This window comes from Streptomyces sp. NPDC005648 (genome assembly GCF_040605395.1).
Taxonomy (GTDB): Bacteria; Actinomycetota; Actinomycetes; order Streptomycetales; family Streptomycetaceae; genus Streptomyces.
Map to the genome: position 1 here is coordinate 14,583 of NZ_JBEXCS010000065.1, position 24,125 is coordinate 38,707.

Genomic DNA, 24,125 nt, shown 5'->3' on the forward strand with positions numbered 1-24,125 from the left:
CACCACTGCCGTAATCCACCCGCAGCCCCAGCCTGCGAAGACACCCGACTCCACGGAGACGCGCCGAGCTCATGCCGACGTACGAGCAGCTGTACCACCTCAATCTCAGCAACCTCAAAGCGGCCGCTGAGCGTTGGGAGGAGACCGCCACCAAGTTCAAGGGCCTGCACACCGCGTACGGCGATCAGGTGGTCCGGCCCTTCCGGCAGGCCGGCTGGACCCAGCCGGTGTTGACGGCGGCCAAAGCCGACAGCGATGTGCGTGCCGCAGAGCAGGAGTTCGCGGACGCCCCCAGGGAGGCGCAGGGCATCGCCGGCGTCCTCACGACACTGCACACCGAACTGAAGAAGGCGAAGGACGACCTCCATCACCTCGCCGACGTCGAGGCCAAGAAACAGGACCTCCAGGTCAGCCCCACCGGCGTCGTCACTCCGGTAAATGACCTCTCCCAGGACCCCTCGCGTCACCACGACCCCGACGCTCAGGACACCATCCGCCAGCAGCACGCAGCCTGCGACGCCTTCGCCCGCCGTATCGAAGGCGTCCTCCAGCGCGCAGCCGACGCGGACGACACCGCCTGCTGGGCCCTGCGTCGCGACCTCGGTGGGAACAAGACCGACTTCAACTCCAAGGTCGTCACATCCCTCGACGAGGCCGACGCCACCCACGCGGCCGAGCTGATGAGGAAGGGCGACAAGCTCACGGACGCCGAGCTCAAGGAGCTCAACCACTTGATGAGGACCAACCAGAACGACCCGGTCTTCGCCACCGACTTCTACCAGCAGCTCGGCCAGGAGGGCAGCCTCAAGCTCTACGGCCAGCTCGCCCTGCAGACCAGCGACGCCGAGGACGAACGAAAATCCCTGCTCCAGCAGATGCAACGCACCATGGGCAACACCCTCGCCACCGCCACCGACCCGGACAACAGACCTCACCTGTCCGAACAGTGGACCGCGGACCTACGCAAACTCGGCACCCAGCACATCCAGCTGTACGACGACAGCACGAACGAGGGCCCGTACGGCTACCAACTCCTCGGCGGCATCCTCCGCTACGGCAACTACGACTCCACCTTCCTCACCCCTATCGCGGAGCACGTCACCCAACTCCACGACAAGGACCCGTACTTCTTCGCGGGCACCAAGGGCGACTTCGGCGACCCCAACTACGGCTTCAACCCCTCAGGCAAGAACGGCGCCGGCTACGACCCCATGAACAGCGTCCTGGAAGCCCTGGGACACAGCCCACAGGCCGCCATCGACTACTTCACACCACCGATGGAGGCCTACGCCGAGGACGGCACCCACAAGGGCGAAATCCCCGAAATCGGCGGAACCACCAACTACCTGGACTACCTGACAGACAAGAACTACGCCAGCTTCCCGGACATCACCGGTCACGACGCAGATGCCGTGGAGAAGTCGGTGAGCTACTTGCCCGACTCGCTTGGCCATGCTCTTGAAGCAGCAACAACCGGCCGCCCAGCCGGCACCGACCCTTCTGCGGGCCCACTTGCCCACACGCAGGACCAGGCTGATCTGGCCGCCCAGGTGATCAACAAATTCAGCGGTCCAGATGCTGGAGAGCTCCTCGACGGCAAAGAGGGGACGTATCGAGCTGCGAGTGACAGCCTCGGCAATATCGGCGCTGACTACATGGGCGACATTCAGCGCTCGATCAGCGGCCAGGACAGCCTTCCTGTGCAAGGCGCGAGCGCGGGTTTGGACGCGGAGGCATCCAAGGAGTTCCTCTATCAGGTCAGCCAGGACCCCGATGCCTACGCCGCACTCACCGGCTCTCAGCAGGCTTATACATCTGCCCTCATCGACGCACAGATCAATGGCCCGGGAGACCGTGAAGTGTCCGTAGCCCAGCGTGTTTCTTCGGCCGCTCACCCCGGAGCCGAAGTAGCGGGCATCATGAGCGCGGCCCGTGCTCACGCCGTTCATGACACCCATGCGCACGACGACGCCGATTACAACGAAGGCGTCGACACCGCGAACAAATGGGTTGGTCGCGGACTTGGGCTTGCGACTGGGAAAATTCCGGTGGCCGGTGAGGCTGTCGGCTGGGCAATCGAAGATGTGCAGGAAAGCGTGGCGAACAGCCTGTATCGGGACACCACCAACGAGGCCCAAAGCGAGGCGGGGCGCGACTACACCAATGGCGAGTCGGCCTTGCGCGAGTCCGTACGCGCAGACATCGCCCGTTCTGGAGGGAGTGAGGCCTTGCAGGACGCCGTAAGCCGAGAGGTAGACCAGAGCCACACCACTGGTGCCGAGTGGGGAGACCAATACCATGGCTGACCACCGTCCCGGCCGACACATAAGCTGTGCGGCGCTCTCTCTCGCCGTGCTCCTGCTCACGGCCTGCTCTGGCGAGAAGAAACCCGAAGTGGCGTACACGTTGCCTGAGATCCTGTGCGGAGCACACGTCAAGAAGAGAGCTGTGGAGCCTTTCTTCCCGCCCGGTAAGAGGCTGTCGAAAACTGGTGAATCCCTAACCAACGGCAAATATGCATCCGGATGCGACTACGCAGTCGACAACGCCAAGACGCTGCTCGTAAGCAACTTCTTCCACGAGGACGCGGCAACTGCCCGCCAGATCGCGGAGAAGCGGGCCGTCCAATACGGTAACGGGGACAAGATGGTCACCGTCGATGCCTCCGGTGATGCTGCCGTGTACTCCCGTGGTGCTGTGGCAGTGGCACCGTGCCCTGGCTACGCCTCCGACACAGGTGGGCTACCCCGCACCAGCTTTTCCGTTGAGGTGCTGGTCTTTTACCCCAAGGACCTGTCCAAGGAACGAAACGCCCTCACGGAGCTGGTGAAGGAAATCGTCCCAACAGTGGCGAGGGCCAACGGCTGCTGAATCTTGCTGAAGCAGCGTTCGGCTACTTGGTTTCGACAATGAAAGTCCGGCGTCGCGTTTGCGGGTGGTGCTCATGAGGCGGTCCTGTCTCTAGCCGAAGTCGTTGCGCATCGCCAGCTCGGCCGAGCCGGCTCGCGACCGGCCCGAAGTCGGCATCAGGTCCGCCGGGGCGGTGAACGTCAGGGTACGTGCCATGCCGAGGAGTACCCCTCGGTAGTCGTTTGCAAGGTCGACCGCCGCCGTCACCAACTGGACGGTGATGATCGACGAAGTGCGAGGGTCCGGTACTGCCACAGTCCCCTGCCAGACAGTACCGAGCAACGGTTCTTCCGCTCCCTCGGGAGGAGACCCTGGCGCCACAGTCTTGCGCACCCGCTCGAACAAGAAACCGGTACCTACAGGGAGTTCGACGGGTCGAATACCTGGGTCTGTACCTACGGCGCCTCCGGCGGTCAGCATTTCGGCCAGTACGAGTTTGGGGCTTGCTCCCGCAGACGGAACGGCTGAGATGGTCACAACCGACAATGAAGGGTTTCCATGCTCGTCAGGGTGCATGCCGAGCGCGCACGTCGCCACGGGCTGACTCTGCAACATGAGCACGACTGAGGCGTAGAGTCGGAACACCTGGTCGGCCCGGCCTCGGATCTCCTCGGGCAGGGATCTGATCTGCAGCGCCAGGTCTTCCAGTCCTGCCGGCGAGGGATTGAGATCCAGTTCCAGATACCCATGGGGGAGTCCGTACCAGAACACAGGGTGCAACTCGGCACTGACGACTGCGGAATTGATGCTCACAGTCGGATCCCCCTCGCGAGTTCAGCGATGTCAGAGCCGAATACACTGAGTGTGTCCTTCGCGCCGGAAAGTGCCACGCCTGCCTTGGTGGCCTCGGTGGAGTCGTGTCCGACGCCGTCCTCAGGGAGGAGTCCAAGGGTTTCCGCCGAAGAGACGGTGTTGGCGGTCGCATTGACGCCATTGAGAGCCCAGTCGCGCATTTTGGTGGGGCTGGTGGCGAGGTCAACCGCTCTGTCCCAGTTGACGGCCTTCACTTCGCCGCCGAAAGAGCTGGCTTTGGCGCCCAGCGACATCGCCTCGCCGCTCTCCCTGGCAACGCCGGCCGCCAAGCCCACTTCACTTCCCGCCCTGGCCAGTATGCCGACGCCGGGCACCATTCCTAGTGTGTCACCGACAGCGGAGCCCCAGGCGGTGAGGCCTTCCCTCCACCCGTACTTGCCCATCAGGGAATCCCTGAAGTCCTCGCTCGACAGGTTCTTGCCCATCGACGCGGCACTGGCAACGATTGCGACAGCGGCAAAGGCAGGGGCCAGCGGGGTGGGAAAGAGAGCCAGAAGGCCGGCGATGGCCCCGATGGTCCCCGCATGGTCCAGCAGGAACTCACCGACGTTCTTGAGCGCGTCCCCAATGCCGTCGAGGGTCTTGCTGAACCATCCCGGTTCCTTGGGGGCGAGTTTGTCATCGGCCTCGTCGAGCTTGCCGGCGATGGTACGGGCACGGTCCGTGTGCTCGGTCTCCAGCGCCTGGGCCTTGGTGATGACGTCTGCGTACGCCTCGTTGGCCTTGTTCAGATGGGTGGAGGCTTCGTTCAAGGAGTGTTCGGCAGCGCGCAGGCGTGCCGTGGCCGCATCGGCTTCGTCCTGGCTGGCGAATTCCTTGCCCGCCAGTTGAAGATCGGGGTGCTGGGCGGCGTCGTCGTACCGCAACTTCGCCTTCTCCGCATCGGCCTTCTTCTCCCCGGCGTCCTCGTCGTATTTCTTCGCCAGGTCGCGGTGGGAAGAGAGGTCGCCGTTCCAGACTTCGAGCCATGCCGCGGCCTTGTCCATCGAATGGGCCGCATTCTTCATGTACTTCGGCAGCTCACCGTCCAGTGCGTCCCGGAAGGCATCCGCCGCGTCTCCCTCCCAGTGGGAGCTTTCGCCGAGCAACTTGTCGATCTGGCGGTACGAGCTGTTCAGCGCCGTGGCCGCAGCCTTCACCTTCCGCTGCAACTCGGCAACTTCCCCGGGCACGCCTGGCACTGGGTTCCAACCGAGGTTCGGATAGGGGTTCGCACTCATCGAACCTTCCCACCGCCTGAAGTGGATGATTCCGCCATCTGCTCCAAGGCCTTGTCGAGGTTGTCCTCGAATTCCTGGTAGCTCAGTTTGTTGGATTTCACGCCTTCGGAGATTTCACCGATCATTTCACTCAGCTGGTCGGAGCCGTATTTCCACTTGGCCTGAAAGGTGTCACACGCTTCATCCAGGCGAGGTGTCCCGATCTCGGCAGCACGGATATGTGAGAGTGCCGTGCGTGCTTCGTCCAGGTCTTTCACCGCCTGCTCCAGCGTCTTGACAAACCTATCCAGTTGGTCCAGGTCGACCTTGAAATGATCGCCCACAAACACCCCCATAGCCGTGAAACAAGGTAAAATCGGAGCAAAGTGGGCACGCATGAGTTGCCCAGTGCCACCTGGCGAGGCGGCAGTTTATATGCGAGTAGAGTCGTGTGTCGATTGCGCTCTGGTGCCGAGCTCTCGCAAGCCTGCGGGGCGGGGGTCAGGGCTGGAGAGTTTCCGGATCCGCATGTGGGGAGAATTTGTGAACGAGGGTAGCGCGAGTGTTCCCCCCGAAGTGCGGGGTGCGCAGCTCGGTCAGGCGCATGAAAAACTCACTGTCCCTTTTTCTAAATGTGCCTTCGATCACATTGAAACGCGGGCTGTGTGGGAGAAAGCGTGGCGCAAGGCGAAGCGGCGTATCAGGATCTGGCATTCCTTGTATGTCCTCTCCTGGGTGGCATACGTGGTGTACTTCCCCAACGCTGCGAGTAAAGTCGAGGAGCAGAGGGCTGCCGGGCTGATTGTCGTGGCGTCGTTCATCTATCTGGCAATTTTCTACCTGCATCGCGACAGGAAGGCGTGCCTGAAGCGCATCCGGCGTGTGCTTGAGGAATATCCGTGGCAGTTCGTGCCTGAGGCGCACCGGCTTCTGGGAGTCAGGGACGGGGTTGGGGTTCCCGTCCAGGTGCGGTATCGCGAAGGCGAAGAGCAGAGCGGTGTCATGTCCGCGCGTGATCCGCTGCGGCGATACCGATGGCCCGAAGGGCTGGAGCACGGCGCCTGGTATGCCGGTGAGCAGTGGCAGCCGGGGGGCATCGGCGCGCGGGGATTTGCGGTCTTGACCGTCCCGGGCGGCGGCGAACTGATGGAATTGTCGCGGAGGGCGGGAGCGAGGTAGGGGCTGTCCGACGCGACGTTGGGCCGGAGACGGTCCGTCAACGTGACGCAACCCTGAACTCTCCGTCAGGACAAGGGGCGAAGGCATCGAGAGACGGTTATCAGAGGATGAGGTCACCTTGCGCATGCTGCAGCCGAGGCGGACACCCTTTCCGGTGAACGCGGTGAGGTGCCCGAGTTGACCGTTCCCCTTGGCGGTAGGTCAGATGGGCGTTCTGCTTCCGACATCCAGCAGGCGGAAGGACAGCACCGCGCGGGTGATCCGGACGGCTTGCCTTCCGCTCCACGGGAAAATGCCGGTGGCGGCGAAGGCCCTGCCGAAGGCCAGTACGAGCAGGCCGAAGAAGAACAGCGCGAGCAACCGGACGACCTCGCCGAATCCGACCCGCACGTACGAGTAACCGGCCTCGGAGACCTTGCTGCCCGGCTTCACTCTTACCCAGGCGCTCGCCCGGTCGTCGACATCCTTGCCGAGAGCACGGCCGAGGGTGCTGGGGCGTGGGTGTCACCCGGCAAGCAGAGATGACAGCACCCGCCTCACGCGAAGAACGCCACCAGCAAGCTCACCACCAGCCCGATCGCCCCCAACCCCGCCGCCGCCAAGCACCCCTTGAACAACCCCCGGCTCTCCGACCGTCCGTACGGGAAGCCTGTCACCGCTGTGAAGATGCCCGCGGAGAGGGCGATCAGTGCGCCGAAGGTCCAGGCGGAGCCGACTGCGATGGCGTAGAGCCAGCCCTTGTCCAGTTGGTAGTCGGTGTCGCCGGACTTGCGGGCGTTGATGACGTGGCCCCTCTGGTAGAGGGCGTCGCTCTTGAGCTCCGCGTTGAGGTCCTTGGCCGAGCCGTTGTCGGCCGTGAAGGTGCCGTAGCACCACCGCGTCTTGGTCTTCTTCCGTGAACTGCTCGACGAGCTGCGGTACTTGTACTCGACGGTGCAGTTGTCGACCGTCAACTTGCCCGGTGTCGACGCCGCGTAGCGGACCGGGCCGAGCCAGGCGCCCAGGGCGAGCAGGACCACGCCCACGAGGATCAGGCCCGCGCCGATGAGGCGGCCGAGGCCGGTTCGGTCGCCCTGGGCGGCGGCGCTCGGCGTGGCGTTCCCGTGTACTTGGGTCATGGAGGGTTCCTCGGGAATGAGAGATCGGGGGACGGTGGGAGGCGGCGGAATATGGGAGGGGAGGAGCAGAGAGGGCTTTATGCCAGCAGTGCGCATACCAGTGCTGTCAGCGCGCCGATCGCGAATGCGCCGGCCAGCGTCGGGCCCAGTACCTTCTGTGCGGGCAGGCCTTGCCAGGAGGGCGCCAGGCCGGGGCCGTTGCGGGTGCCGAAGCCCGTCAGGAGGCAGAAGACGCCGAAAGCGACGAGGGAGAGGCAGAAGGCCAGGATCGCGATGTCTTTTTCGGGGGCCCGGTCCTCGGGGAGTTCAAAAGTGCCGTCTGCCTGTACGACACCGATTTTCGCCCCGTTTTCGAGACGCGACGACGTCTCCACCGTCACGTCTTGGTAGGTGGCCCCGCCCTGTTGTGCCGTCCAGGTTCCCGAACAGCCGAACTTGAGTTCCGTCGTTCGCCTGTGCGTGCCGTAGTGAGTTTTGGTGTGCGCTTCGCATGAAGAAACGGTGAGGGTTCCGTCCGTGCCGTCGCCGGCCAGTTCGCCGCGGAGCTCCGGAACGGTCACCGCGGCGACGACGGCAGCCAGAACGATCAGTCCCAGGCCGAGCAGCCTCCCCATCCACAAGGTCCCTGTGCTGCCGTAACTCGACCGTGTGGTAACCATGTTGACGTCCCCCCGGGAAACTTGACGATCTCTTGACTGTCGGGCTGGCTGAGCCGTGCGCGAGGAGTCTAAGGTATCGGCCTGTCGTCCAATATGAACTGCAGCAAACGGAGTCCGGGGGAGCAGTGGAGTTCGGCACCTTTGACGTCGACACGTCGGTACTGAAGAAACAGGGACAGAACTTCGCCGAGTTGGGAAGTGATTTCACCAAAGCCTCCAAGAAGCTTCAGGATGATCTGGACGGGCTGGGTGAACCCTGGTCCGAAGCGGATTTCGGCGAGGTCTTCGGGCAGGTCTACACGCCGATTCGCGACGGGATCTTCACCTCGATGGACAGTCTCGCGAAGCGACTCTCCCAGATCGGTCACAACCTGGAAGACATGGCCCGTGACTACGACGACTCGGACGCGTCGAACAGTGGCCTGCTGAACGGAATCATCAGCGAGGTCGGAAAAGTCTGAGACCGTCAAAGTCTAGTGACTCCACTGACTCCACTGACCCCAGTGACGCCAGTGATTTCAGTGGCCCAGTAACTTCCCGGGGTCAATATTTCCGAGTCAGTAACCTCCGGCAGTAACTTCCAGAGAACTCCACGCACGTAACGGGGCTATTCGCATGGCGCTCACACTGCCCGACGAACTCGTCTGGGTGCTCGACCTTCTCGGCTACTCCTGGCCCGAGGCCGACGAGGACGCGCTGCACCAGGTCGCCGAGACCTGGCGGACGTTCGGCAATCAGCTCGAGCAGATCGAGACGACCGGTGAGGGGTACGCCCGTACCGTCGTCGCGAGCAATGTCGGCACGGCCGTCGACGGCTTCAGCAAGGCCTGGGGCGCCTACACCGGCTCGAACGGCGAGGACAGATACCTCCCCGACGCCAGGACCGCCTGCGAGGTGATCGCCCTCGCCTTCGACGCCGCGGCGATCGCGGTCCTCATGGCGAAGCTGGCCGTGATCGCCCAACTCATCGCCCTGGCAGTGGAGATCATCGCGGCTCAGGCCTCCGCCCCCTTCACCTTCGGACTCTCCGAGGTCGGCGCGCTCGGCGCGACCCAGGCCACGCGGGTGATCGTCCGCGAGATCCTGAACAAGCTGAAGCAGGAGGTCATGCAGGCGGTCACCAAGGCCATGGAGCACGCCACCATGGACGCCCTGAAGAAGATCGCCAAGGAGCAGCTGGAGAAGGTCACCAAGGAGAAGGTCAAGCAGTTCGCCAAGGACAAGATCAAGGAAGAGGCCAAGCAGTTCGTCCAGGAGAAGGTCGTCGACGCGGCCAAGGACAAGGCCAAGGACGCCGCGATCGGCATGGCCCAGAACATCGGCCAGCAGGGCATCGAGACCTACTTCGACGAGCGTTCAGGCATCGACCTCGGTGAGACTGCGGGCGTCGCCAAGGGGGCGGCCGGCGAGTACGTCGACGACCTCAAGAACGAGGTCAAGGGCGGTGAGGGCTCGACCCTCGCCGGCTACGCCGACGTACAGGGGCATGTCGACGGAGCCGTCGACGCCGCGACCGAGAAGGTCACCGGGGCGGCGGGTGATCGCGTACAGCAGGGTGTGGACGCGGTGTCCGGGCACAGCGGTCGGAGCCAGGGCGAGGAGTCCGCCGACGGTACGACCACACAGGCGCCCCACGCCAACAGGCCCACCCCCGCCGCCACTTCCGGCTCGCGCTCCGGTTCCTCGCACAGCGGCGGGGGCGCACAGGACTGGGCCCGCAGTGAGTTCGGGTGACAGCCGTAGCCACTGACGCCCACCCCCGACACCGGTAGCCACTGGCACCCGCGCCCCCGACCTCCGCAACCACTGGCGCCCACACCCCCAACCCCCTTGTCCAGAAAGGACGTACACACCCATGACCGCCGACCGGGAGATCCAGGACGAGGAACTCATGGGGGTCGCCCAGGACCCCGAACAGGCGCTCCGGCTGCGCCGCTCCCTGCGTACCATCGCCGGCGCGACCTCGCTCGATCCGGCCCTGCGCGACATGGCGCGTTCGGTGCTGAGCGGGGACGTCGACGTCAAGGACGCCTTCCGGGACCCGCGTTACACCGAGGCCGTCTACCAGCGGCTCCATGAGATGCGCCGGGCGGCCGACGACCAGTCCTACGCCGAACGGCAGCAGTCCGGGGCGAGGTTCGGGGAGTGGGAGGCACGGCAGCAGGCCGACCTGGACCGCGAGCGCGCGGAGCGGGACGCGCCGGTGTACGGGGTGAACGAGCGGGACGGCCGGGCGGCACGTCGCTGACCCCGCCCCGCCCCGCCCCGCCCCGCCCCGTCCGACCCCGCAGATCCCCGAGGAACCGAAGGACGCCGCCGAGTGGTGGAAGGCGTTGAGCCCCGAGGAGCGGCAGACCTACACCACGCTGTACCCGAAGGAGATCGGCGCGACCGACGGCCTGCCGACGGAGGCACGCGACGACGCCAACCGCACCGCGCTCGGCCAGGAACTCAACCTGATCCAGGAGGGCAGCTGGGACCAGGGCTTCCGGGACGACAGCGACGACGACGTCAACAAGCGCCTGAACAACCTGCTGGTGCTCAACGAGCAGTTGGAGAAGGCGGACGGCGCGCCCAAGGGCAAGGAGCTGTGCCTCCTCGGCTACGACTCCAAGGGTGACGGACGGGCCATCGTCGCCATGGGCAACCCGGACACCGCCGACAACGTCGGCGTCCAGGTCCCGGCACCGCCACCACCATGGAGTCGACAGGCGGCCAACTCGGGCGTCTCAGCAGGCTGCAGGAGTCGGCGCAGGACGCCGATCCGACATCGAGCACCGCCATGGTCTACTGGCTCGGCTACGACGCCCCCGAAGTCCCCGTCACCGAGGCCGGCAACCTCTCCGTCGCCGGCACCGGCCGGGCGGAGGACGGCGCTCAGACGGTCTGCACGCCCGTATCCAGGCCGGCGGCGACAACCTCAGGTCCTCGGCCGACGGCCACGAGTGGAACGACCAGCGAGTCTCCCAGGACTTCGAGAAGACAGGCGTCGGTACGACCACACAGGCCACGCCGGGTGTGATGCCCGCGGCGCTGCGCCCGGGCACGGGCGTGGGCACCAACATGCCGACGTACGAGGAGACGGTCAGCACCCGCCCCACACCCGGCGCGAACGACTTCGGCTGACGAGCCGCCCCGGGCCCGGCCCGCTCTCAAAGTTGCGGACCGGTGTGTGCCTGCCCGCGCTTGGTGCCGACGAGGTGGGCGATCCCCCAGGCGGCGGCGACGGCGACCAGGAGACCGAGGAGGTTCGGCCAGGCGACTCCGCCGTCCGCTCCGTTCTGCCACCAGGCCTTCGCCGGGTAGAAGGGGTGGGATTCCAGCATGTCCCGGAGGACGAACTCCGACTGCTCCTTCAGGATGACGAACGGGACGGCGTTGGCGTAGCCGAAGAAGGTGCCGAGCGTTGCGATGACGGCTCCGCCGATCCGGGCACCGCCGCTCGTGGGAGCCATCTTGCCGACCAGGGCGCCGACCAGGGCTCCGTTGAGCAGCGCGTGCGCGAAGTAGAGGACATGGGCGGTGGTGTTCGACTGGTCCTTGTAAGTGGCCAGGACGACACCGGTGTAGAGCGACGAGACGACGAAGGAAACGACGAACCCGAGGAAGACCGCACCCACGGGATTCCCACTCGTCACCGGCCGCTGCCCGTACGGCGGCCCTGGCTGCGCCGGGTACGGCGCCTGCCCCGGGAAGGGCATCGGCCCGCCGTACACCGGAGGTTGACCGGGAACGGGCGCGGGGCCGCCGTACAACGGAGGCTGCTGAGGAACCGGCGCGGGGCCGCCGTACAACGGAGGCTGCTGAGGAACGGGCGGTGGCCCGAACCCCGGCACGGGCTGCGGCGGGCCGGGGGGCGGCGGTGGCTGGAAGGGTGGCTGGCTCATGATTCCCCGTGGATTCAATGGATTTGCGTGGCAGGAGCAGCAAATTATCAGGGAGATCAGGAGGGTGCCGGTGGAGCTGGAGCGGGCGGAGTGAAGGATGCGCCTGCGAGAGAAGCATCCCTATAGGTAAGGGAAGTTGTCGGAGTCGGTGACGTGTCCCCAGTTCCTCGTGGCCGCTGCCGCCGGGTCCAACCCGGAGAGCCAGACGGTCAGTTCGGCCAGTAGATCCTCGCCGTCGAGACCGCCGGAGGTCGTGTAGGCGAGCATGTACTCCCGCTGCAGACAGACCATGGCGACGAACGAGCTGAGGGAGGAGCCGGCGAGCGGATCGCCGGGCTGGCGGTCGTCGACCGCGCCGGGCCTGGACTGACGCAGAACGCGGCCGGTGGGGCCGTCGAGGAGGAGGACGCCGCCGATCCAGGTGCCGAGTCCGTAGAACGGGCCGTCTCCCACCGGCGTTTCGAATTCCCTGCTGCCTTCCCAGGTGTGCTCCACGAGCCCGGCGTCGAGGAGTTGGTGGGTGTCGAGGCCGTAGAAGTCCGATACGGCGGGGAAGCCGACCTCGGTGAGGAAGCGTCGGGTCGGTGCATGGGTGAGGCCCGCCGGCAGCTGGTCCTCGGTGAGGGTCGGGGCCGTGCGTTCATCGAAGATGCCGAGCACGCGGGCGCGGGTCGGACGGCAGGACGCTTCGTCGTAGGGGCGCGGTGTGATCTTTCCACGGGGGCCGATCGCGGGCATGGGACGTGCGGAATCGCCGTCGCCGTCGCTGTGGCTGTGGCTGTGGCTGTGGCTGTGGCTGTGGTCGGGGTCGGGCTCGATGGCGTAGAGACCGCGGTCTCCGGCCATCACCACCAGGGGGCCGATGCAGGCCGCGTCCCAGAGGCTGGGTGCCTGCACCGGGCGGAGCACCTGGGGAGCGTTGGCGGGGTGGAGCCTGAGGAGGTTCCACGAGGGTTCGTCGGCCAGCCAGACGGGCTCGGGTGCCGCCCCGGCCGGCTCCTCCGGCTCCTCAGGGGGGAGGGGGCGCCCGGTGGCCGCGTCCCAGACCAGGCTGTCGCCCCCCGCGAAGGCGCTGGTGACGGTGAAGGCGGAGGCACTGGTCTCCAGGCGCTTCACGGCGGGAATGCGGGGACCGGCACGGTCGAGGCGGCCCGGCGCGCGCCAGTTCGTCCAGACGGTCCGCCAGGGCAGTGGGCCGGCGGACTCCACCAACGCATCCGCCCGTGCCGTGTCGCCTTGGCTGAGGGCCAGGAGATGCAGGATCGACAGCCACTCGGCGTGCGAGGAGGGCGCGAGGCCGAGGGCGTCAAGGTAGTGCAGGTCCGCCGCGTACGTCCCCGCCGGGACACCGTCGGGGAAAGCGACGGGCAAGGCCTCCAGCAGAGCGCCCTGGCGGCACTTCGCGAGCCTGCCGGGCGCGGAGAGAAGCTCTTCGAAGCGGCCCGCGGTGGCCGCGTGAGCGGGCAGGGCCCGGCCTACGTAGTCGGTGAGACGACCGCTGTCCGCGCAGGCGAACAGCATGTCCACCAGGGCGTCCCGGAAAGCCGCGAGTTCCTCCGCGGAGCAACTGCCGCGCAGCCGGGGGGCGTCGGCTTCGTACGTCAGGTGCACGGGCAGCGGGTCTGCCTCCGTGACCGACACCAACGGCGACTCGTCGGCGATCGTGCGCAGTTCGGCTTCGTCGAACTCGGTGCCGAGCACGGAGCACAGCGCCTGCCACTCCTCGAATCGCACTCGGCGCGGCTCGGCCAGGGCGAGGGCGAGCACCGCGGTACGGGACCGCGGCGGTGACGAATCGGGTTCCGGCCGGACGAAGTCCTCCCGGGGAGCGAGCACAAGAGGATCCCGGTTGCTCGGGCCCAGGTCCTCGACGGCGCTGTCGATCTCGACGACGAACCTGACACCGGTGTCCTTGAAGCCGAGAGCGAGGTTGCCGGCCAGTTGCTCCGCGGTGTGGCGTGGCTCGGTGGTCGAACGGGTCCGACCGGCCCACTGGGTGTTGGTCACGACCACCACCGAATGGCTCGGGGCCTGTTCCTCCAGCTCGTCCACGAGGAACTGGGCACCTCGGTAATCACCGTAGGAGACGCCGAGGGACCGCATCACACCGTCCAGTACGGCCTCGGTGGAGCATCCCGCCGCATCGACCAGTACGGCCTCGGGTGTGGCGTCGGCGAAATCCCGCAGAAGCGTGGTCTTCCCGGAGCCGGCGGGACCGTCCACGAAGAGGAAGCCGTACTTGGGCGAGGGATCCTTCAACCACTCGTGCAGTCGGGCCCTGGCCTCCTGCGGGCTGTCGTGAGGTGTCTGTGCCATGGGAAAGAGCGCCTCTTCCTTGCCGGTGTCACTCCGGTCCATTGTCCCGCAGGCCGCCTTCCGCCATCGCGCGGACCCAGACCCTGCCGAGCGCGACGATATTCTTGGCGAAATCCTTGTCGAAGCGTTTCTTGTAACCGCCCGCCGGGCTCTCCGCGGGGTCGGCTATTTCGGCGTTCTTGCGGTATCCCGTGCCGTAGTGGATATCGACGCCGGGGACTTCCTCGGACAGGAGTCTCGCACAGTTCGCATACCCCTGGCCGTGGCCGCACGGCTCACGGTCCGAGTACATGCTCAGGGGTTCGTACTTGTTGCCGTCCGGGCGGTTGTCGTTCAGCTGTCTCAGATAGTCGAGGATGTTCTTTTCCGAATGCTTTCCCGACTCTCCGCCGCCGGGATTCGGGTAGGAGCTGTCGACCACATAACTGATCTGCCTGCTGTGCGGATCGTATACTTCGACCGTGGCGTAATTGCGTCCGGTGAAGTCGGGATGGTGTTCCCCGGCGTCTCGCAGCGCTCCGCTGAAGCCCGCCCTGCCGAAGGCGTCTCGAATGGCCTTTTCCAGGGCGTCATGGTCCGGCGACTCCTTGGGATCGGTTCGCCGGTGCGCGCTGTTCCAGCCCGCGCTCTCGTGGGCTTTCCTGCCGTGGTCGGGATAACCCGGTGTGGGTTCGGGACTCGCGCCCACTCCGTGCGAGGCGTGGAAGTTGAGGCTCAGTCGGGCGAGGGACGCGACCACCGCGCCGCGTTCCCCCGGGTGCATGTCGGCGAAGCCCGGAAGGACCCGGGCGAGGTCGTCGTGCCGCAGAACGGTCGGCGTGTGGTCGGGATCGTCGGGGCGCGGGGGGCTGCACTGGCGCAGGGCGTCGACGAGGGGCACCCGGGTGCCGTTGCCGTCCTCGTTCGGGATGGGATCCAGCCAGTTGTTGAGATGCTGGTGAACCGGGTCCAGGTCCAGTTGCCGGACGTCGTTCGTCTGCCGCAGGTTCTGCTGGTCCGGCATGGGGCTCATGCCGTAGTGCGTCGAGTGAATCGTCTCGGGCTCGGTGAGCCGCGGGTGGTCCACGCGAGCCGGGTCGTTCTTGGGATGAGGGTCTTCACCCTGCGCGGCGTCGTGCGCGTGGTGCGGTGTGCCCGCCGGTTCCGCGGGAGCGGACTCCGAGTGCTGGTCCGGTGGGGACGTCTGGCGCGACGCGGTCGCATCGTCGGGGGACCCGGGGGGAGTCGAGGGGGTGGCGTCGGGGCCGGTGGCTGAGGGGGGCGTGGTGTCGGTGTTCGGAGCTGTGTCCGTGTTCGGCGGCGCCGTGTCCGTGTTCGGACCTGTGTTCGTCCCCTGTGCCGAGGCTGCCGAGCCTTGGGCGGGCGGCTGGCTGGTGTCGATCGGATTGCGGTCGGCGTCCAGCGGTATGTGCCATACGTGCGCCGCCTGGTCGATGTGCAGCGGCTGACTGCTGACCTGGCCGCTCTGGGTGTCGACCCAGACGATGTTGCCGTTGTGGTTGACGACGTTGAAGGCGTGCCCGCCTCCGCCCGGCCAGTCGACCTGGACGATCGCCGCCGAGCCGGGACCGGCCTGCTGGAGCGTGTTCGCGATGTTGGCGGCGGTGTTGGGGTCGCCGCCGGGGCCCGCATAGGTGTGGGCGGCACCGGTCCAGCGGATCTGGTTGTCGTTGGCGTTGTCCTCGGGTGACCAGAGGTCGGGTTTGCCGTTCGCGTCCGTGTCGAGGGTGCGTGGCGCCGACACCTGCGGGTTGCCGTACCAGGTCTCCAGGAACGAGCGCGAGCAGTCAGCGCAGTTGTTGCTGCGCCCCGGGACGTTGACGCCGCCGTCGTTCTGGAGTTGCGACCAGTTCCCCTCGAACGGGTCGGGGTGACGCTGCGGAGTGCCGTCCTCGTTGCGCGGGACGGCGTTGTCCAACGCCTGCTGATCGGTGGGGTCGGGGTCGGTCAGCCCGCCGGGGTAGTGGTCCAGATCGGAACGGATGTCCTCCAGGCTGTCCTGCTGCGGATGGTGCGGCTGGCCCGAACTACCGGGCATGGCCTGCGGCGAACCCGGGGCGTGCGGGGAGGCCGAGCCGGCCGCGTGCGACGGCGTCGCGGACGAGGCCGGCGTCCGGATGACGGTGTGGACCGGGACCGGCGTCACGTGCTGCTGCTGGTGCTGTTGCTGCTGCGGATTGTTGGACGACGGTGTGCCCTGCGGCGCGTTGGCCGTGCCCCCGGCCGGCTGCTGCGGGGTGTTCGGGGCGGCCGGTGAACTCCCCGCGGGCTGCTGGGGGGACCTGGCGGGGGGAGTCGTTCCGGCGCCGGGGGTGTTCTGGGGAGAGGGGCCGGGCTGGTTGGCGGTCGAGGAGTTGGGCGTCGAGGAGGTAGGGGTCGAGGAGGTAGGGGTCGAGGCGTTAGGGGTCGAGGTGTTGGGCGTCGAGGAGTTGGGGGTACGACCGCTCGACCCCGAGGAGTTCGAGGTGCCGTTGCTCGCCGCGGAGGTGCGGTCGGTGCCGGAGCTGGCGGCGGTGCCGGAGTTCGTGCCAGTCGAGGTGGAGGGCGTTGTCGTGGAGGAGGTGCTCGTGCCTGCCCTTGTCCCCGTGCCCGTGCCCGTGCCCGTGCTCGTGTTCTGGCCTGGAGTCCGGGTACGAGTGCTGCCGGTCGGGTCGGTGGTGCTGCGGGGCGGGGTGCCGTCGCCTGGCCTGGTGCCCGGGGTCTCACGGGGCCTCGTCCCGTCACCCGGCGTCGCGCTTCCGGGCGTCCGCTGACCAGGAATTCGCCCGTCCGGTGTGCCCGGAGTACGGCCGTCGGCGGTCCCGGACACCCGCCCGTCCCCGGCGCTCGCCGTACCGGACACACGAGCCGAAGCCGAGGTTGACGCAGTCGGTGTAGATGTCGGTGTCGACGCCGGAGTGCTCCGAGGCGCCGTCGACGGCGTAGGACTCGGTGTGGACGCCGGGCGCGACTCCGAAGGTGTGGCCGTGCCCGTGGTGGCGGTCGAAGTCGCCCTTGCCGTGCCGGAGTTGGCCGTAGGGCTGCTCGGGCTCGTGGCGGACGAGCCGCCGCTCCCGGACGACGTACCGACGCCCAGATGCGAACCGCCCGCCCCGCCACCCACAGCGGACGCCACGGGTGCCGTGGGCATGGCTCCCGATCCGCCGTCCGGTCGGCCGCCGCCCCCGCCCCCCGACGACGGATCGCTCGCCGAAGCCGTGGGTGTGTGCGTGGGCGCCGCGTTGGTGTGCGTGGGCGCGCTCGCCGCCAGGCTGTCGATCGACGTACCGATCGACCCGTGGCCGCCCGTCGAGGAGGACGAAGTACCCCCGGACGACACGGGCGTTGACACGGTGTGCACCGTCGGCGACGACAGACCGGACACCGAGGAGCCGCCTCCGGAGTGGGAGGGGCCGGTGGAACTCGGGCCGTCGGACGAACCCGCGGAGCCCGAGTCGTCGGCGGACGCCCCACTCGGCGAGGGGTCGTCGAAGTCGGACAGGGTCGGGCCCGAGTGGGAGAGGGTCGGCCCCACGGCTGCCGAGTCGGCCACCGAGTGGGATCCGGCCCCGGAGTCCGATCCCGAGCCCGGACCGTCCCCGACATCCGGGCCGCCGATGTTGTTGCCGCCGGTGTCGGCGGAGATCCCGCCGCCTATGTTCGAGCCCACGTCGTTGCTCGAATGCGTCGACGTGGAGGAGCCGGAGCCGTCGGAGTCGGACCTTGTCCCCGAGTCGGAGCCGGAGTCGGAGCCGGAGCCGGACGTGGAGGAGTCCGAGTTCCCGTCGCCGCCGCCCGAGCTCTCCGAACTACCCGATCCGTCCGCGGAGTTGGAGCCTCCGTCCCCGTCGCCCCCGGCGTCCCCATCGCCCCCTTCGCTCCCCGACGACCCGTGCCCGTCGATCCGGCTGTCGATCGCGTGGTGGGCCTTGTGCCCCGCCTTCTCGCCCAGACTGTCCCGCACGCCCTCGGCGAGCGTCTGCGGGGTCTGCTTGATGGCGTCCCAGCCGGCGTTGGCGCCCTGCTTGGCCGTCGTGGCGAGGTCGTAGCCCTCCTGGGCGCCGAAGCCGACGTTCACCGTCTGACGGATCAGGTCGGTGATGATCGCCTCGATCATCGATATCGCGGGTTCCTTCATCGCCTCGACGATCGCTTCGAGCAGCGCGTCCTTGAGCTCTTTGAGGAGCCGGCGCACGATCAGCCGGGCGGCCTGCGTGGCGCCGAGCGCGCCGACCTCGGAGAGGCCGAAGGTGAACGGCGCGGCCGCCTGGGCCGCAGCGATCTCGATGGCCAGGGCGATGAGCTGGGCGATGACCGCCCACTTCGCGAACTCGACGAGATAGGCGCACGCCTCCAGCACGGTCGCGATGATGTACGCGGCCTGGGCCGCGTTGGCGAGGTAACCGTCACCGCCGCTGTCGAACTTCGCGTACGTCTTCGTGAACGCGTCGATGGAGTCACCGGCGTTGTGGGCCACCACCTGACGGGCGCTGGTGTTCGCCTTGGTGTGCAGTTCGGTGACGTCGTCGCCGAACTTCCGCCACAGCTTGGCGCAGTCCTTGAGCTTGTCCTCGTCTGCCGTCGGCCAGTTGTAGCCGAGCATCTCGAGAACCCATTCGAGCTCGTTCGGCAGCATCATGGACACAGCAGAAAGCACCCCCGTCGGACGACACGGCCGTACAACTCCCTCATCGGTCAAGGGAAATCACACAGGAGTACAGCCGTTCGCAAAGCTTACGGAACCACCCGTGGGCAACTTCAGAGGGTTGCTGTCACAAATCCGTTGCAGGTCCTGTGTGGATACGGTGCAGGACCTGACGGTCGGGTCTTCGCCGCCTCAGACGAAGTAGCTGATCAGGAAGGTCACCACCGCGCCCGCGAGACCCACCCCGATCATCCCGCTGACCGTCGCCCGGGTGACGCCCCGCCCCGCCGCCTCCCAGGCCTCGTCGTACGGCACCCGGCTCTGTCCGAACGGCGCGTACCCGGTGGCGAGGCAGAAGAGCCCGAGCCCCGTCAGCACCCATCCCCCGAAGAACGCGGCGAAGTACCGCCAGGCTCGGTCGAGCCCCGCCTGGATGTACGCGCCGTCGGCGGAGGAGGCCGACGTGGGCGCGTCCGTCTGCTGGACCGCCAACTCGGCCCCGGCGTCGTACCGATGCCTGACCCGTACGGCGGCGCCCGGGTCCCTGTTCCTGCCGTCGTCGGACACGAACGCGCCCTCGCAGCGCACCGGGCGGCGGTTCTTACGGCTGCTGCGGGCCGCGTTGTTCGGGTGGCCCACCTCGCACTGCCGCACGGTCAGCGTGCCGTGGGCGCCGGCCCAACCCGCCAGATACGTCCCCTCGTACGCGCCCCAGCCGCTCAGCGCGAGCCCCGCGAGGAGGAAGAGCACTCCGCCCCAGCGCCCGAGGCGGCCGAGGGCCTTGTCGAGGGAACTCGCGGCGGAGCGGTCGCCGCCTTCGCCCTTTCCCATGGGGCCAGCATGACATCGGTGCGTGACGGGAGATACTTCAGGTGTCCGAGAGACGACACCCGGCCATGAGGAGCGGAGCGACATGACCAGGCGACCCGAGAACTCGCCGAACCCGTACGGTACTTCGCCGAACGCATCTGGTACTTCGCCGACTCCGTCCGGTACTTCGCCGAATCCGTCCGGTGCCGCGTCGGAGCGCGGTGTGCTGGACGAGGCCCTCGAACCGGAGCAGATACGTTCGCTGAACTCCGCCCTGCGCGGTCTCTCCCACAACGACCGGGTCGGCACGGGCCTCCAGGACGCGGCGAAGAAGTTGCTCTCCGGCCGTCTTCCGCTGCGCGACGCGCTGAACGACCCCGCGGTCGCCCGTGCTCTCGGCGGCGGTATGGCGTCCCTGCGCGGCCAGTGGGAGTCCCTCTCCGAGGAGGAACGCGACCAGGTCAGGCACGGCGAGCCACTCACGGACGAGAGCCGGCCCGCCGACCCGTCCGAGCCCAGGCGGGCCGCCCCGGACGAACAACCCTCCCGGTTCGGCAAGAAGAACCCGGGCCGCCACAGCGGCGGTTTCTCGCTGTACTGATCGGCGCCTTGGACAGGTCCGCGACCTGTACCGATCAGCCTCGCTGCCGGCGGTACAGCGCGATGGCCGCCTCGGTCGGATAGTTCGGCACGGTCGACGTCTCGCCCGTCTCCTTGGAGACCACGATCTTGCTGCCGCCGGGCGGAGCGGGCTGGGGACGTCCTGCGGCGTCCGTGACCGGCGGGAAGACCGCGTACACCAGGTATCCGATGTCGAACTCCTCGACGCGGAGCTCGGCGGGCGAGCCGTCCGCCAGCTTCGGCTCGGCGTAGCGGTCGCGGACGATGGCGAGGGCCTGCTCGGGCGTGGTCGGCGGACCGGGGTGGGCCGAAGTCACGGGGTCCTCTCCTCGTTTCTGTCGGTTGTTTCCAGGAGTTTCTGGGCGTTTCCGGGGGTTCCGTCAGTCCTGTTCGGTGCGGTGTGTGCCGAGCCGCGCTCAGAACAGGCCGTGCCACATCTGCTCGACGATCAGCGCCCACCAGGTCTCGGCGTCGGCCAGCGCGGACGCGTCGATCGCCACCAACTCCTCCTGGAGGGCCGCCACTTCGGCGCCCGCGGCCACCGGGTCCAGCCCCCGCATCCGCTGCCGTACCGTCGCGAGCAGCGCCAGCGAACGGGCGAAGGCGGCGGCCGAGACACTGACGTACCGGCACTGTGCCGTCACCGGGTCCACGGCCCAGAGCGCGCCGAGGCCGTCCGGCTGTGTGGTGCCGGGCAGGCACTGGACCGCGATGACCGCGAACCCGTCGTAGCCGATCCGGGCCAGGTGCGCGAGGGCGCCGATCCTCTCCTCGCCGGCCGGACTCCGCCGCTCACGCAGGTTCGTGGCGGCGTCGGTGAACAGGCCGCCGCGCGGAGGGGCGTCGGGACGGTCCGCGGTGAAGAAGAGGGGGAGGTCGGCGGGCAGCCCCGCCCAGGTCAGCGTGGCCTTGGTGGTCTCGGGCAGCGGACTGCCCGCGATGTCGTCGGCGTCGTAGCGCTGGACCCCGTCCTCGCCGAAGACCTCGACGACGTGCCGGCCCAGGACCACGTCCCGCAGCGGCTCGGCGGGTGTCACCTGGGAGGGGACCGGAACGCGGTGCGGGCGGGGCGGCGGCTGCCGGCCGGCCACCTGGTGCAGCATCTCCACCTGCCGTACCAGCGCCGCGACGCCCTCCGCGCGCTCCTCGGGGCGCGGGCCGTAGCTCTGCGAGCAGGTGAGCTGGGCGTTCGGGAAGGAGTTGAGGACCTCGGAGGTGTAACCACCGGGGAGCAGGCTCGGGCGCAGATCGGTGTGGACGGCGAGGACAGCGTCCATGGGCACGTTCAGCCGCCGCAGCTCGGCCCACCCCTGGTACTCGGCCGGAGGCAGGCCCGGGCCGGAGGTGCGGAAGAGCGTGGTCTCCTGGCCGTTCGCCGGGTCGACGTAGGTGAAGACGGCGGTGTTGCCGGGGCCGGTGACCGGACGGGCACCTTCGGGCGCGGCCGTGCCCCGTGCCGCCGCCTGCTCCTGGCTGCTCAAGAGGGGCTCCTTCGGGATGGCGAGATCACTGCTCTGGGAGAACGGGTGGGGACGGTGTTCGCTACGAGGCTATCGCCGCGCCGGCCGGCCGGATGAGGAGGGCCTTCGCCCCGCGCTCGGTCGCGACGACCAGGATCCCGTCGGGGGACAGGTCGGCGGCGGTGAAGGGGACGTCCGAGATCAGCGCCGCCACGACTTCCCCGCTCGCCCGGTCCCAGATCCGCAGGTAGTCGGCGCCCCGGCTCAGACCCAGCGGGGCGCGGTCCCGCTCGTCCTCGGACGGCTGCAGGATCTGCCTCGGGTCTACGCCACCGAGCCCGTCGTCCGCCTGTACGAGCCCATGGACGAGCATCGCGGCACCGCCCGCACCTCCGGCACCGTCCACACCCGCACTCTCGGCACCGCCGGCACCCTCCGCACCGGCCCCGTCCTCCGCCTCGTCGACCGGCCGGGCGCCCGGCGTCCCCGCGGGGACCACGAGAACGGCGACCGGTATCGCCGGCTCCGCGCCCCGGGACACACTGCCCACGGTCACGGCGCGCACCCCCGGCACCGGCAGACTCCACAGGGTCCGCCACGGCAGGTCGAGGCCGAGCCGTCCATGGATGGCCTCGGCGTACTCGGGCAGCCCGTCCTCCATGAACGCCGACTCCAGCAGCGCGGCCCGCAGTACCGGGGGCACCTGGGCCCGGGTCAGCAGGGGCGCCGTGCGCAGATACGTACGGGCCGGCGCACCGAGCTCCCCGGCCGGGACCGCCTCGACGGCGGTACGCAGCGACACCGGGTCAGCGTGCACGAACAGCCCCGGATCCGTGAGGAGTTGGGGCAGCAGGCCCGCCTCCAGGGTGTGGCCCGCGATACGGTCGCGCACATACGGGTCGGCCTTGCTCCAGTCCTGCTCCGGCACGGCCTCCAGCAGCGCCATCGCGATCCGGGTCTGGGCCGCGCGGACGTCCGGCAGCCCGGCGCGGATCTCGTCACCGAGGGCCGGATGGAAGAGCCGCACCAGCGTGCGACCACCGTCCCCCTCCTCGGCCTCCTCGGCCCCCGTCGGTCCTTCCTGCTCCTCCGGCTGTACGAAGGGCCCGACGAGCGGCATCCCTTCCGCGAAGGCCCGGCTCAGATCCTGTCCGGCGACGGCGCTCGCGAGCCGCGGCCACAGCTGGACGGGTATGCCCTCGGCCTCGGCCAGGGCGAGGGGCGCCAGCAGCAGCCGTAGCGTCCGCGGGTCGGCACCGAGCCGCCGGGCATGCAGATCGAGCGCCTCGCCGAGGGAGGTGGGCAAGACGCTCTCGTCCGCCGGGTCGAAGCCCTCGGGGGCCATCAGGAGGCAGTTCACGGCGAGTTGGACGACCAGCGCACTGGTCCCGGCCCGCCGTCCGACGGCCGCGCCCAGGGCGACGCGGGCCGCGGGATCGACGGTGAACGGCAGTTCGGGCGCCCCGAACTCCGGGTCCAGCGCCGCCTGTGCCTGCCGTACCAGCCCCTCGGGATCGGCCCACTCCGGCGCGTCGAGATCGATCACCCGCACAGTGCCGGCCGGCAGGGCCCCGGCGAGCTCGGCAGCGAGCGCGCGAGGCAGTTCGGCGAGCAGCCGCACGGTCTCGATGCCGGCCAGCGGTGTGAGCACCTCCCGCACCAGCCGGGCGGGTTCCTCAGCCGCCCGCACCGGCCCGGCCCGATCCACGTCGGGCACGACCACGGTCACCGGTTCGTCGAGCGCGGCCAGCTCGGCGAACACGCCCTCCACGCCGGTGGCGCCCGACCCGTAGTGGTCGGCGAGCAGCCAGAGCGTCTGCGCCGCGGTCAGCCCGGCGGGCGACGGCACCGCGGGCGCGGCCATCTCCGGCGGCACCGTCGAAGGATCCATCTCCTCCAACGGCAGCCGCTTGCGGAAGTCCGGCTCGCACAACATCAGGAAACCGGTCACCAACCGCGACCGCCCACTGCCGGAATCCCCGGTGACCACGAGGACACGAGGTGCCTCGGGCCCACCCGCACGCCAGCCGGCGAGCGCCCGCAGAGCGGCGCTCCGTCCGCCGATATGTGGATGCGGCGCGTACTCCTCGCCCGAGCCGGTCATGGGGTCCCCGTCCTCCGCCGAAGCGGACGCCTTCCTGACATGCCGATGATCTTAGGTTCCGACCGTGTCAGTCGGCCGAGACTCCCTCGTCCTGAGGTGTGGGCTCCAGATCGAACTCCCCGTCCCGCGCCCCCAGTACGAAGGCCCGCCACTCCGCCTCGGTGTACCGCAGCACCGTGTCGTGATCGAGTGACGATCGCATCGCCACCGCGCCGTCGGGGAGATACGCGATCTCCACCCGCTCCTCGTGCTCCTCGGTCCCGGGCGCGCTCTGCCACTCCACGCCGGAGATGTCGAGCGCGTACAGCTCGTCCCGCTCCCGCTCCTTGCGCGCCTTGATCTGCTCTTCCGTCTCCGCCATGCTGCGGGGCCTCTTCCTTACATGTGAACGAAGTACGCGCCTCACCCTACTGGCGGGCACCGAG

General features: G+C 68.3%; 22 protein-coding genes. 8 read left to right on the plus strand and 14 right to left on the minus strand.

Features of this window, described 5'->3' with window-relative positions; genetic code table 11:
- Window positions 1-71: 71 nt before the first annotated feature.
- Window positions 72-2,306, plus strand: coding sequence for a DUF6571 family protein (locus ABZT17_RS30660; RefSeq protein WP_356353492.1), 2,235 nt, complete (start codon window positions 72-74; stop codon window positions 2,304-2,306).
- On the plus strand, window positions 2,299-2,871 hold the full coding sequence (locus ABZT17_RS30665; RefSeq protein ID WP_356353494.1) for a hypothetical protein: 573 nt from the start codon (window positions 2,299-2,301) through the stop codon (window positions 2,869-2,871). Before ABZT17_RS30660 ends, ABZT17_RS30665 begins: the two co-directional genes overlap by 8 nt.
- Window positions 2,872-2,961: 90 nt before the next feature.
- Here the strand turns inward: ABZT17_RS30665 and ABZT17_RS30670 are convergent, their stop codons facing one another.
- Genes ABZT17_RS30670 through ABZT17_RS30680 form a run of 3 tightly spaced genes read right to left on the minus strand, consistent with a single transcriptional unit; the run spans window position 2,962 to window position 5,266 of the window.
- Complete coding sequence (locus tag ABZT17_RS30670) at window positions 2,962-3,663, minus strand: hypothetical protein (RefSeq protein WP_356353496.1); 702 nt, start codon at window positions 3,661-3,663, stop codon at window positions 2,962-2,964.
- Window positions 3,660-4,943 (minus strand): putative T7SS-secreted protein, encoded by a 1,284-nt coding sequence (locus ABZT17_RS30675; protein ID WP_356353498.1) that lies wholly within the window; start codon window positions 4,941-4,943, stop codon window positions 3,660-3,662. The genes ABZT17_RS30670 and ABZT17_RS30675 overlap by 4 nt, the downstream gene beginning before the upstream one ends.
- Window positions 4,940-5,266 carry a hypothetical protein gene (locus ABZT17_RS30680; RefSeq protein WP_356353500.1) on the minus strand — a complete coding sequence of 109 codons (327 nt, stop codon included), beginning with the start codon at window positions 5,264-5,266 and terminating at the stop codon, window positions 4,940-4,942. Before ABZT17_RS30680 ends, ABZT17_RS30675 begins: the two co-directional genes overlap by 4 nt.
- Window positions 5,267-5,465: 199 nt before the next feature.
- On the opposite strand from ABZT17_RS30680, the gene ABZT17_RS30685 reads away from it, so the two are divergent.
- Entirely contained in the window at window positions 5,466-6,101 is a 636-nt protein-coding gene (locus tag ABZT17_RS30685) for a hypothetical protein (RefSeq protein WP_356353501.1), read from the plus strand.
- Between the two features lie 201 nt (window positions 6,102-6,302).
- Here ABZT17_RS30685 and ABZT17_RS30690 read toward each other — a convergent pair whose 3' ends face one another.
- The 3 genes from ABZT17_RS30690 to ABZT17_RS30700 all read right to left on the minus strand — a co-directional run bounded on the left by ABZT17_RS30690 (window position 6,303) and on the right by ABZT17_RS30700 (window position 7,833).
- Complete coding sequence (locus ABZT17_RS30690; RefSeq protein WP_356353503.1) at window positions 6,303-6,533, minus strand: hypothetical protein; 231 nt, start codon at window positions 6,531-6,533, stop codon at window positions 6,303-6,305.
- A 104-nt stretch (window positions 6,534-6,637) separates the two neighbouring features.
- The gene (locus ABZT17_RS30695) at window positions 6,638-7,219 is read right to left on the minus strand and encodes a hypothetical protein (protein WP_356353505.1); all 582 of its coding nucleotides are present in this window, start codon (window positions 7,217-7,219) and stop codon (window positions 6,638-6,640) included.
- Between the two features lie 77 nt (window positions 7,220-7,296).
- Window positions 7,297-7,833 carry a hypothetical protein gene (locus tag ABZT17_RS30700; protein WP_356353506.1) on the minus strand — a complete coding sequence of 179 codons (537 nt, stop codon included), beginning with the start codon at window positions 7,831-7,833 and terminating at the stop codon, window positions 7,297-7,299.
- A 170-nt stretch (window positions 7,834-8,003) separates the two neighbouring features.
- On the opposite strand from ABZT17_RS30700, the gene ABZT17_RS30705 reads away from it, so the two are divergent.
- From ABZT17_RS30705 to ABZT17_RS30720, 4 genes are all read left to right on the plus strand, one after another.
- Window positions 8,004-8,339, plus strand: a complete 336-nt coding sequence (locus ABZT17_RS30705) for a hypothetical protein (protein WP_356353508.1) — start codon at window positions 8,004-8,006, stop codon at window positions 8,337-8,339.
- Between the two features lie 154 nt (window positions 8,340-8,493).
- A complete protein-coding gene (locus ABZT17_RS30710; RefSeq protein ID WP_356353510.1) occupies window positions 8,494-9,612 on the plus strand; it encodes a PE-PGRS family protein in 1,119 nt (372 codons plus the stop codon).
- A 121-nt stretch (window positions 9,613-9,733) separates the two neighbouring features.
- Window positions 9,734-10,126 carry a hypothetical protein gene (locus ABZT17_RS30715; protein ID WP_356353512.1) on the plus strand — a complete coding sequence of 131 codons (393 nt, stop codon included), beginning with the start codon at window positions 9,734-9,736 and terminating at the stop codon, window positions 10,124-10,126.
- 450 nt (window positions 10,127-10,576) lie between these two features.
- Window positions 10,577-10,900 (plus strand): alpha/beta hydrolase, encoded by a 324-nt coding sequence (locus tag ABZT17_RS30720; protein WP_356353514.1) that lies wholly within the window; start codon window positions 10,577-10,579, stop codon window positions 10,898-10,900.
- A gap of 130 nt (window positions 10,901-11,030) precedes the next feature.
- On the opposite strand, the gene ABZT17_RS30725 is transcribed toward ABZT17_RS30720, so the two are convergent.
- The 4 genes from ABZT17_RS30725 to ABZT17_RS30740 form a co-directional block, all read right to left on the minus strand.
- Window positions 11,031-11,498, minus strand: a complete 468-nt coding sequence (locus tag ABZT17_RS30725; protein WP_356353516.1) for a hypothetical protein — start codon at window positions 11,496-11,498, stop codon at window positions 11,031-11,033.
- Window positions 11,499-11,885: 387 nt separating this feature from the next.
- Window positions 11,886-14,081 carry an SUKH-4 family immunity protein gene (locus ABZT17_RS30730; protein WP_356353518.1) on the minus strand — a complete coding sequence of 732 codons (2,196 nt, stop codon included), beginning with the start codon at window positions 14,079-14,081 and terminating at the stop codon, window positions 11,886-11,888.
- A 28-nt stretch (window positions 14,082-14,109) separates the two neighbouring features.
- Complete coding sequence (locus tag ABZT17_RS30735; RefSeq protein ID WP_356353520.1) at window positions 14,110-18,699, minus strand: toxin glutamine deamidase domain-containing protein; 4,590 nt, start codon at window positions 18,697-18,699, stop codon at window positions 14,110-14,112.
- Window positions 18,700-18,897: 198 nt separating this feature from the next.
- A complete protein-coding gene (locus tag ABZT17_RS30740; RefSeq protein WP_356353522.1) occupies window positions 18,898-19,536 on the minus strand; it encodes a hypothetical protein in 639 nt (212 codons plus the stop codon).
- Between the two features lie 82 nt (window positions 19,537-19,618).
- Here ABZT17_RS30740 and ABZT17_RS30745 point away from each other — a divergent pair, with 82 nt between their 5' ends.
- On the plus strand, window positions 19,619-20,116 hold the full coding sequence (locus ABZT17_RS30745) for a hypothetical protein (RefSeq protein ID WP_356353524.1): 498 nt from the start codon (window positions 19,619-19,621) through the stop codon (window positions 20,114-20,116).
- 34 nt (window positions 20,117-20,150) lie between these two features.
- Here ABZT17_RS30745 and ABZT17_RS30750 read toward each other — a convergent pair whose 3' ends face one another.
- From ABZT17_RS30750 to ABZT17_RS30765, 4 genes are all read right to left on the minus strand, one after another.
- The gene (locus tag ABZT17_RS30750; protein WP_356353526.1) at window positions 20,151-20,453 is read right to left on the minus strand and encodes a hypothetical protein; all 303 of its coding nucleotides are present in this window, start codon (window positions 20,451-20,453) and stop codon (window positions 20,151-20,153) included.
- A gap of 99 nt (window positions 20,454-20,552) precedes the next feature.
- Window positions 20,553-21,617, minus strand: a complete 1,065-nt coding sequence (locus ABZT17_RS30755; RefSeq protein WP_356353528.1) for an SUKH-4 family immunity protein — start codon at window positions 21,615-21,617, stop codon at window positions 20,553-20,555.
- Between the two features lie 61 nt (window positions 21,618-21,678).
- Window positions 21,679-23,700 carry an ATP-binding protein gene (locus ABZT17_RS30760; protein ID WP_356353530.1) on the minus strand — a complete coding sequence of 674 codons (2,022 nt, stop codon included), beginning with the start codon at window positions 23,698-23,700 and terminating at the stop codon, window positions 21,679-21,681.
- Between the two features lie 67 nt (window positions 23,701-23,767).
- The gene (locus ABZT17_RS30765; protein WP_356353532.1) at window positions 23,768-24,061 is read right to left on the minus strand and encodes a DUF397 domain-containing protein; all 294 of its coding nucleotides are present in this window, start codon (window positions 24,059-24,061) and stop codon (window positions 23,768-23,770) included.
- Between the last annotated feature and the right edge of the window lie 64 nt (window positions 24,062-24,125).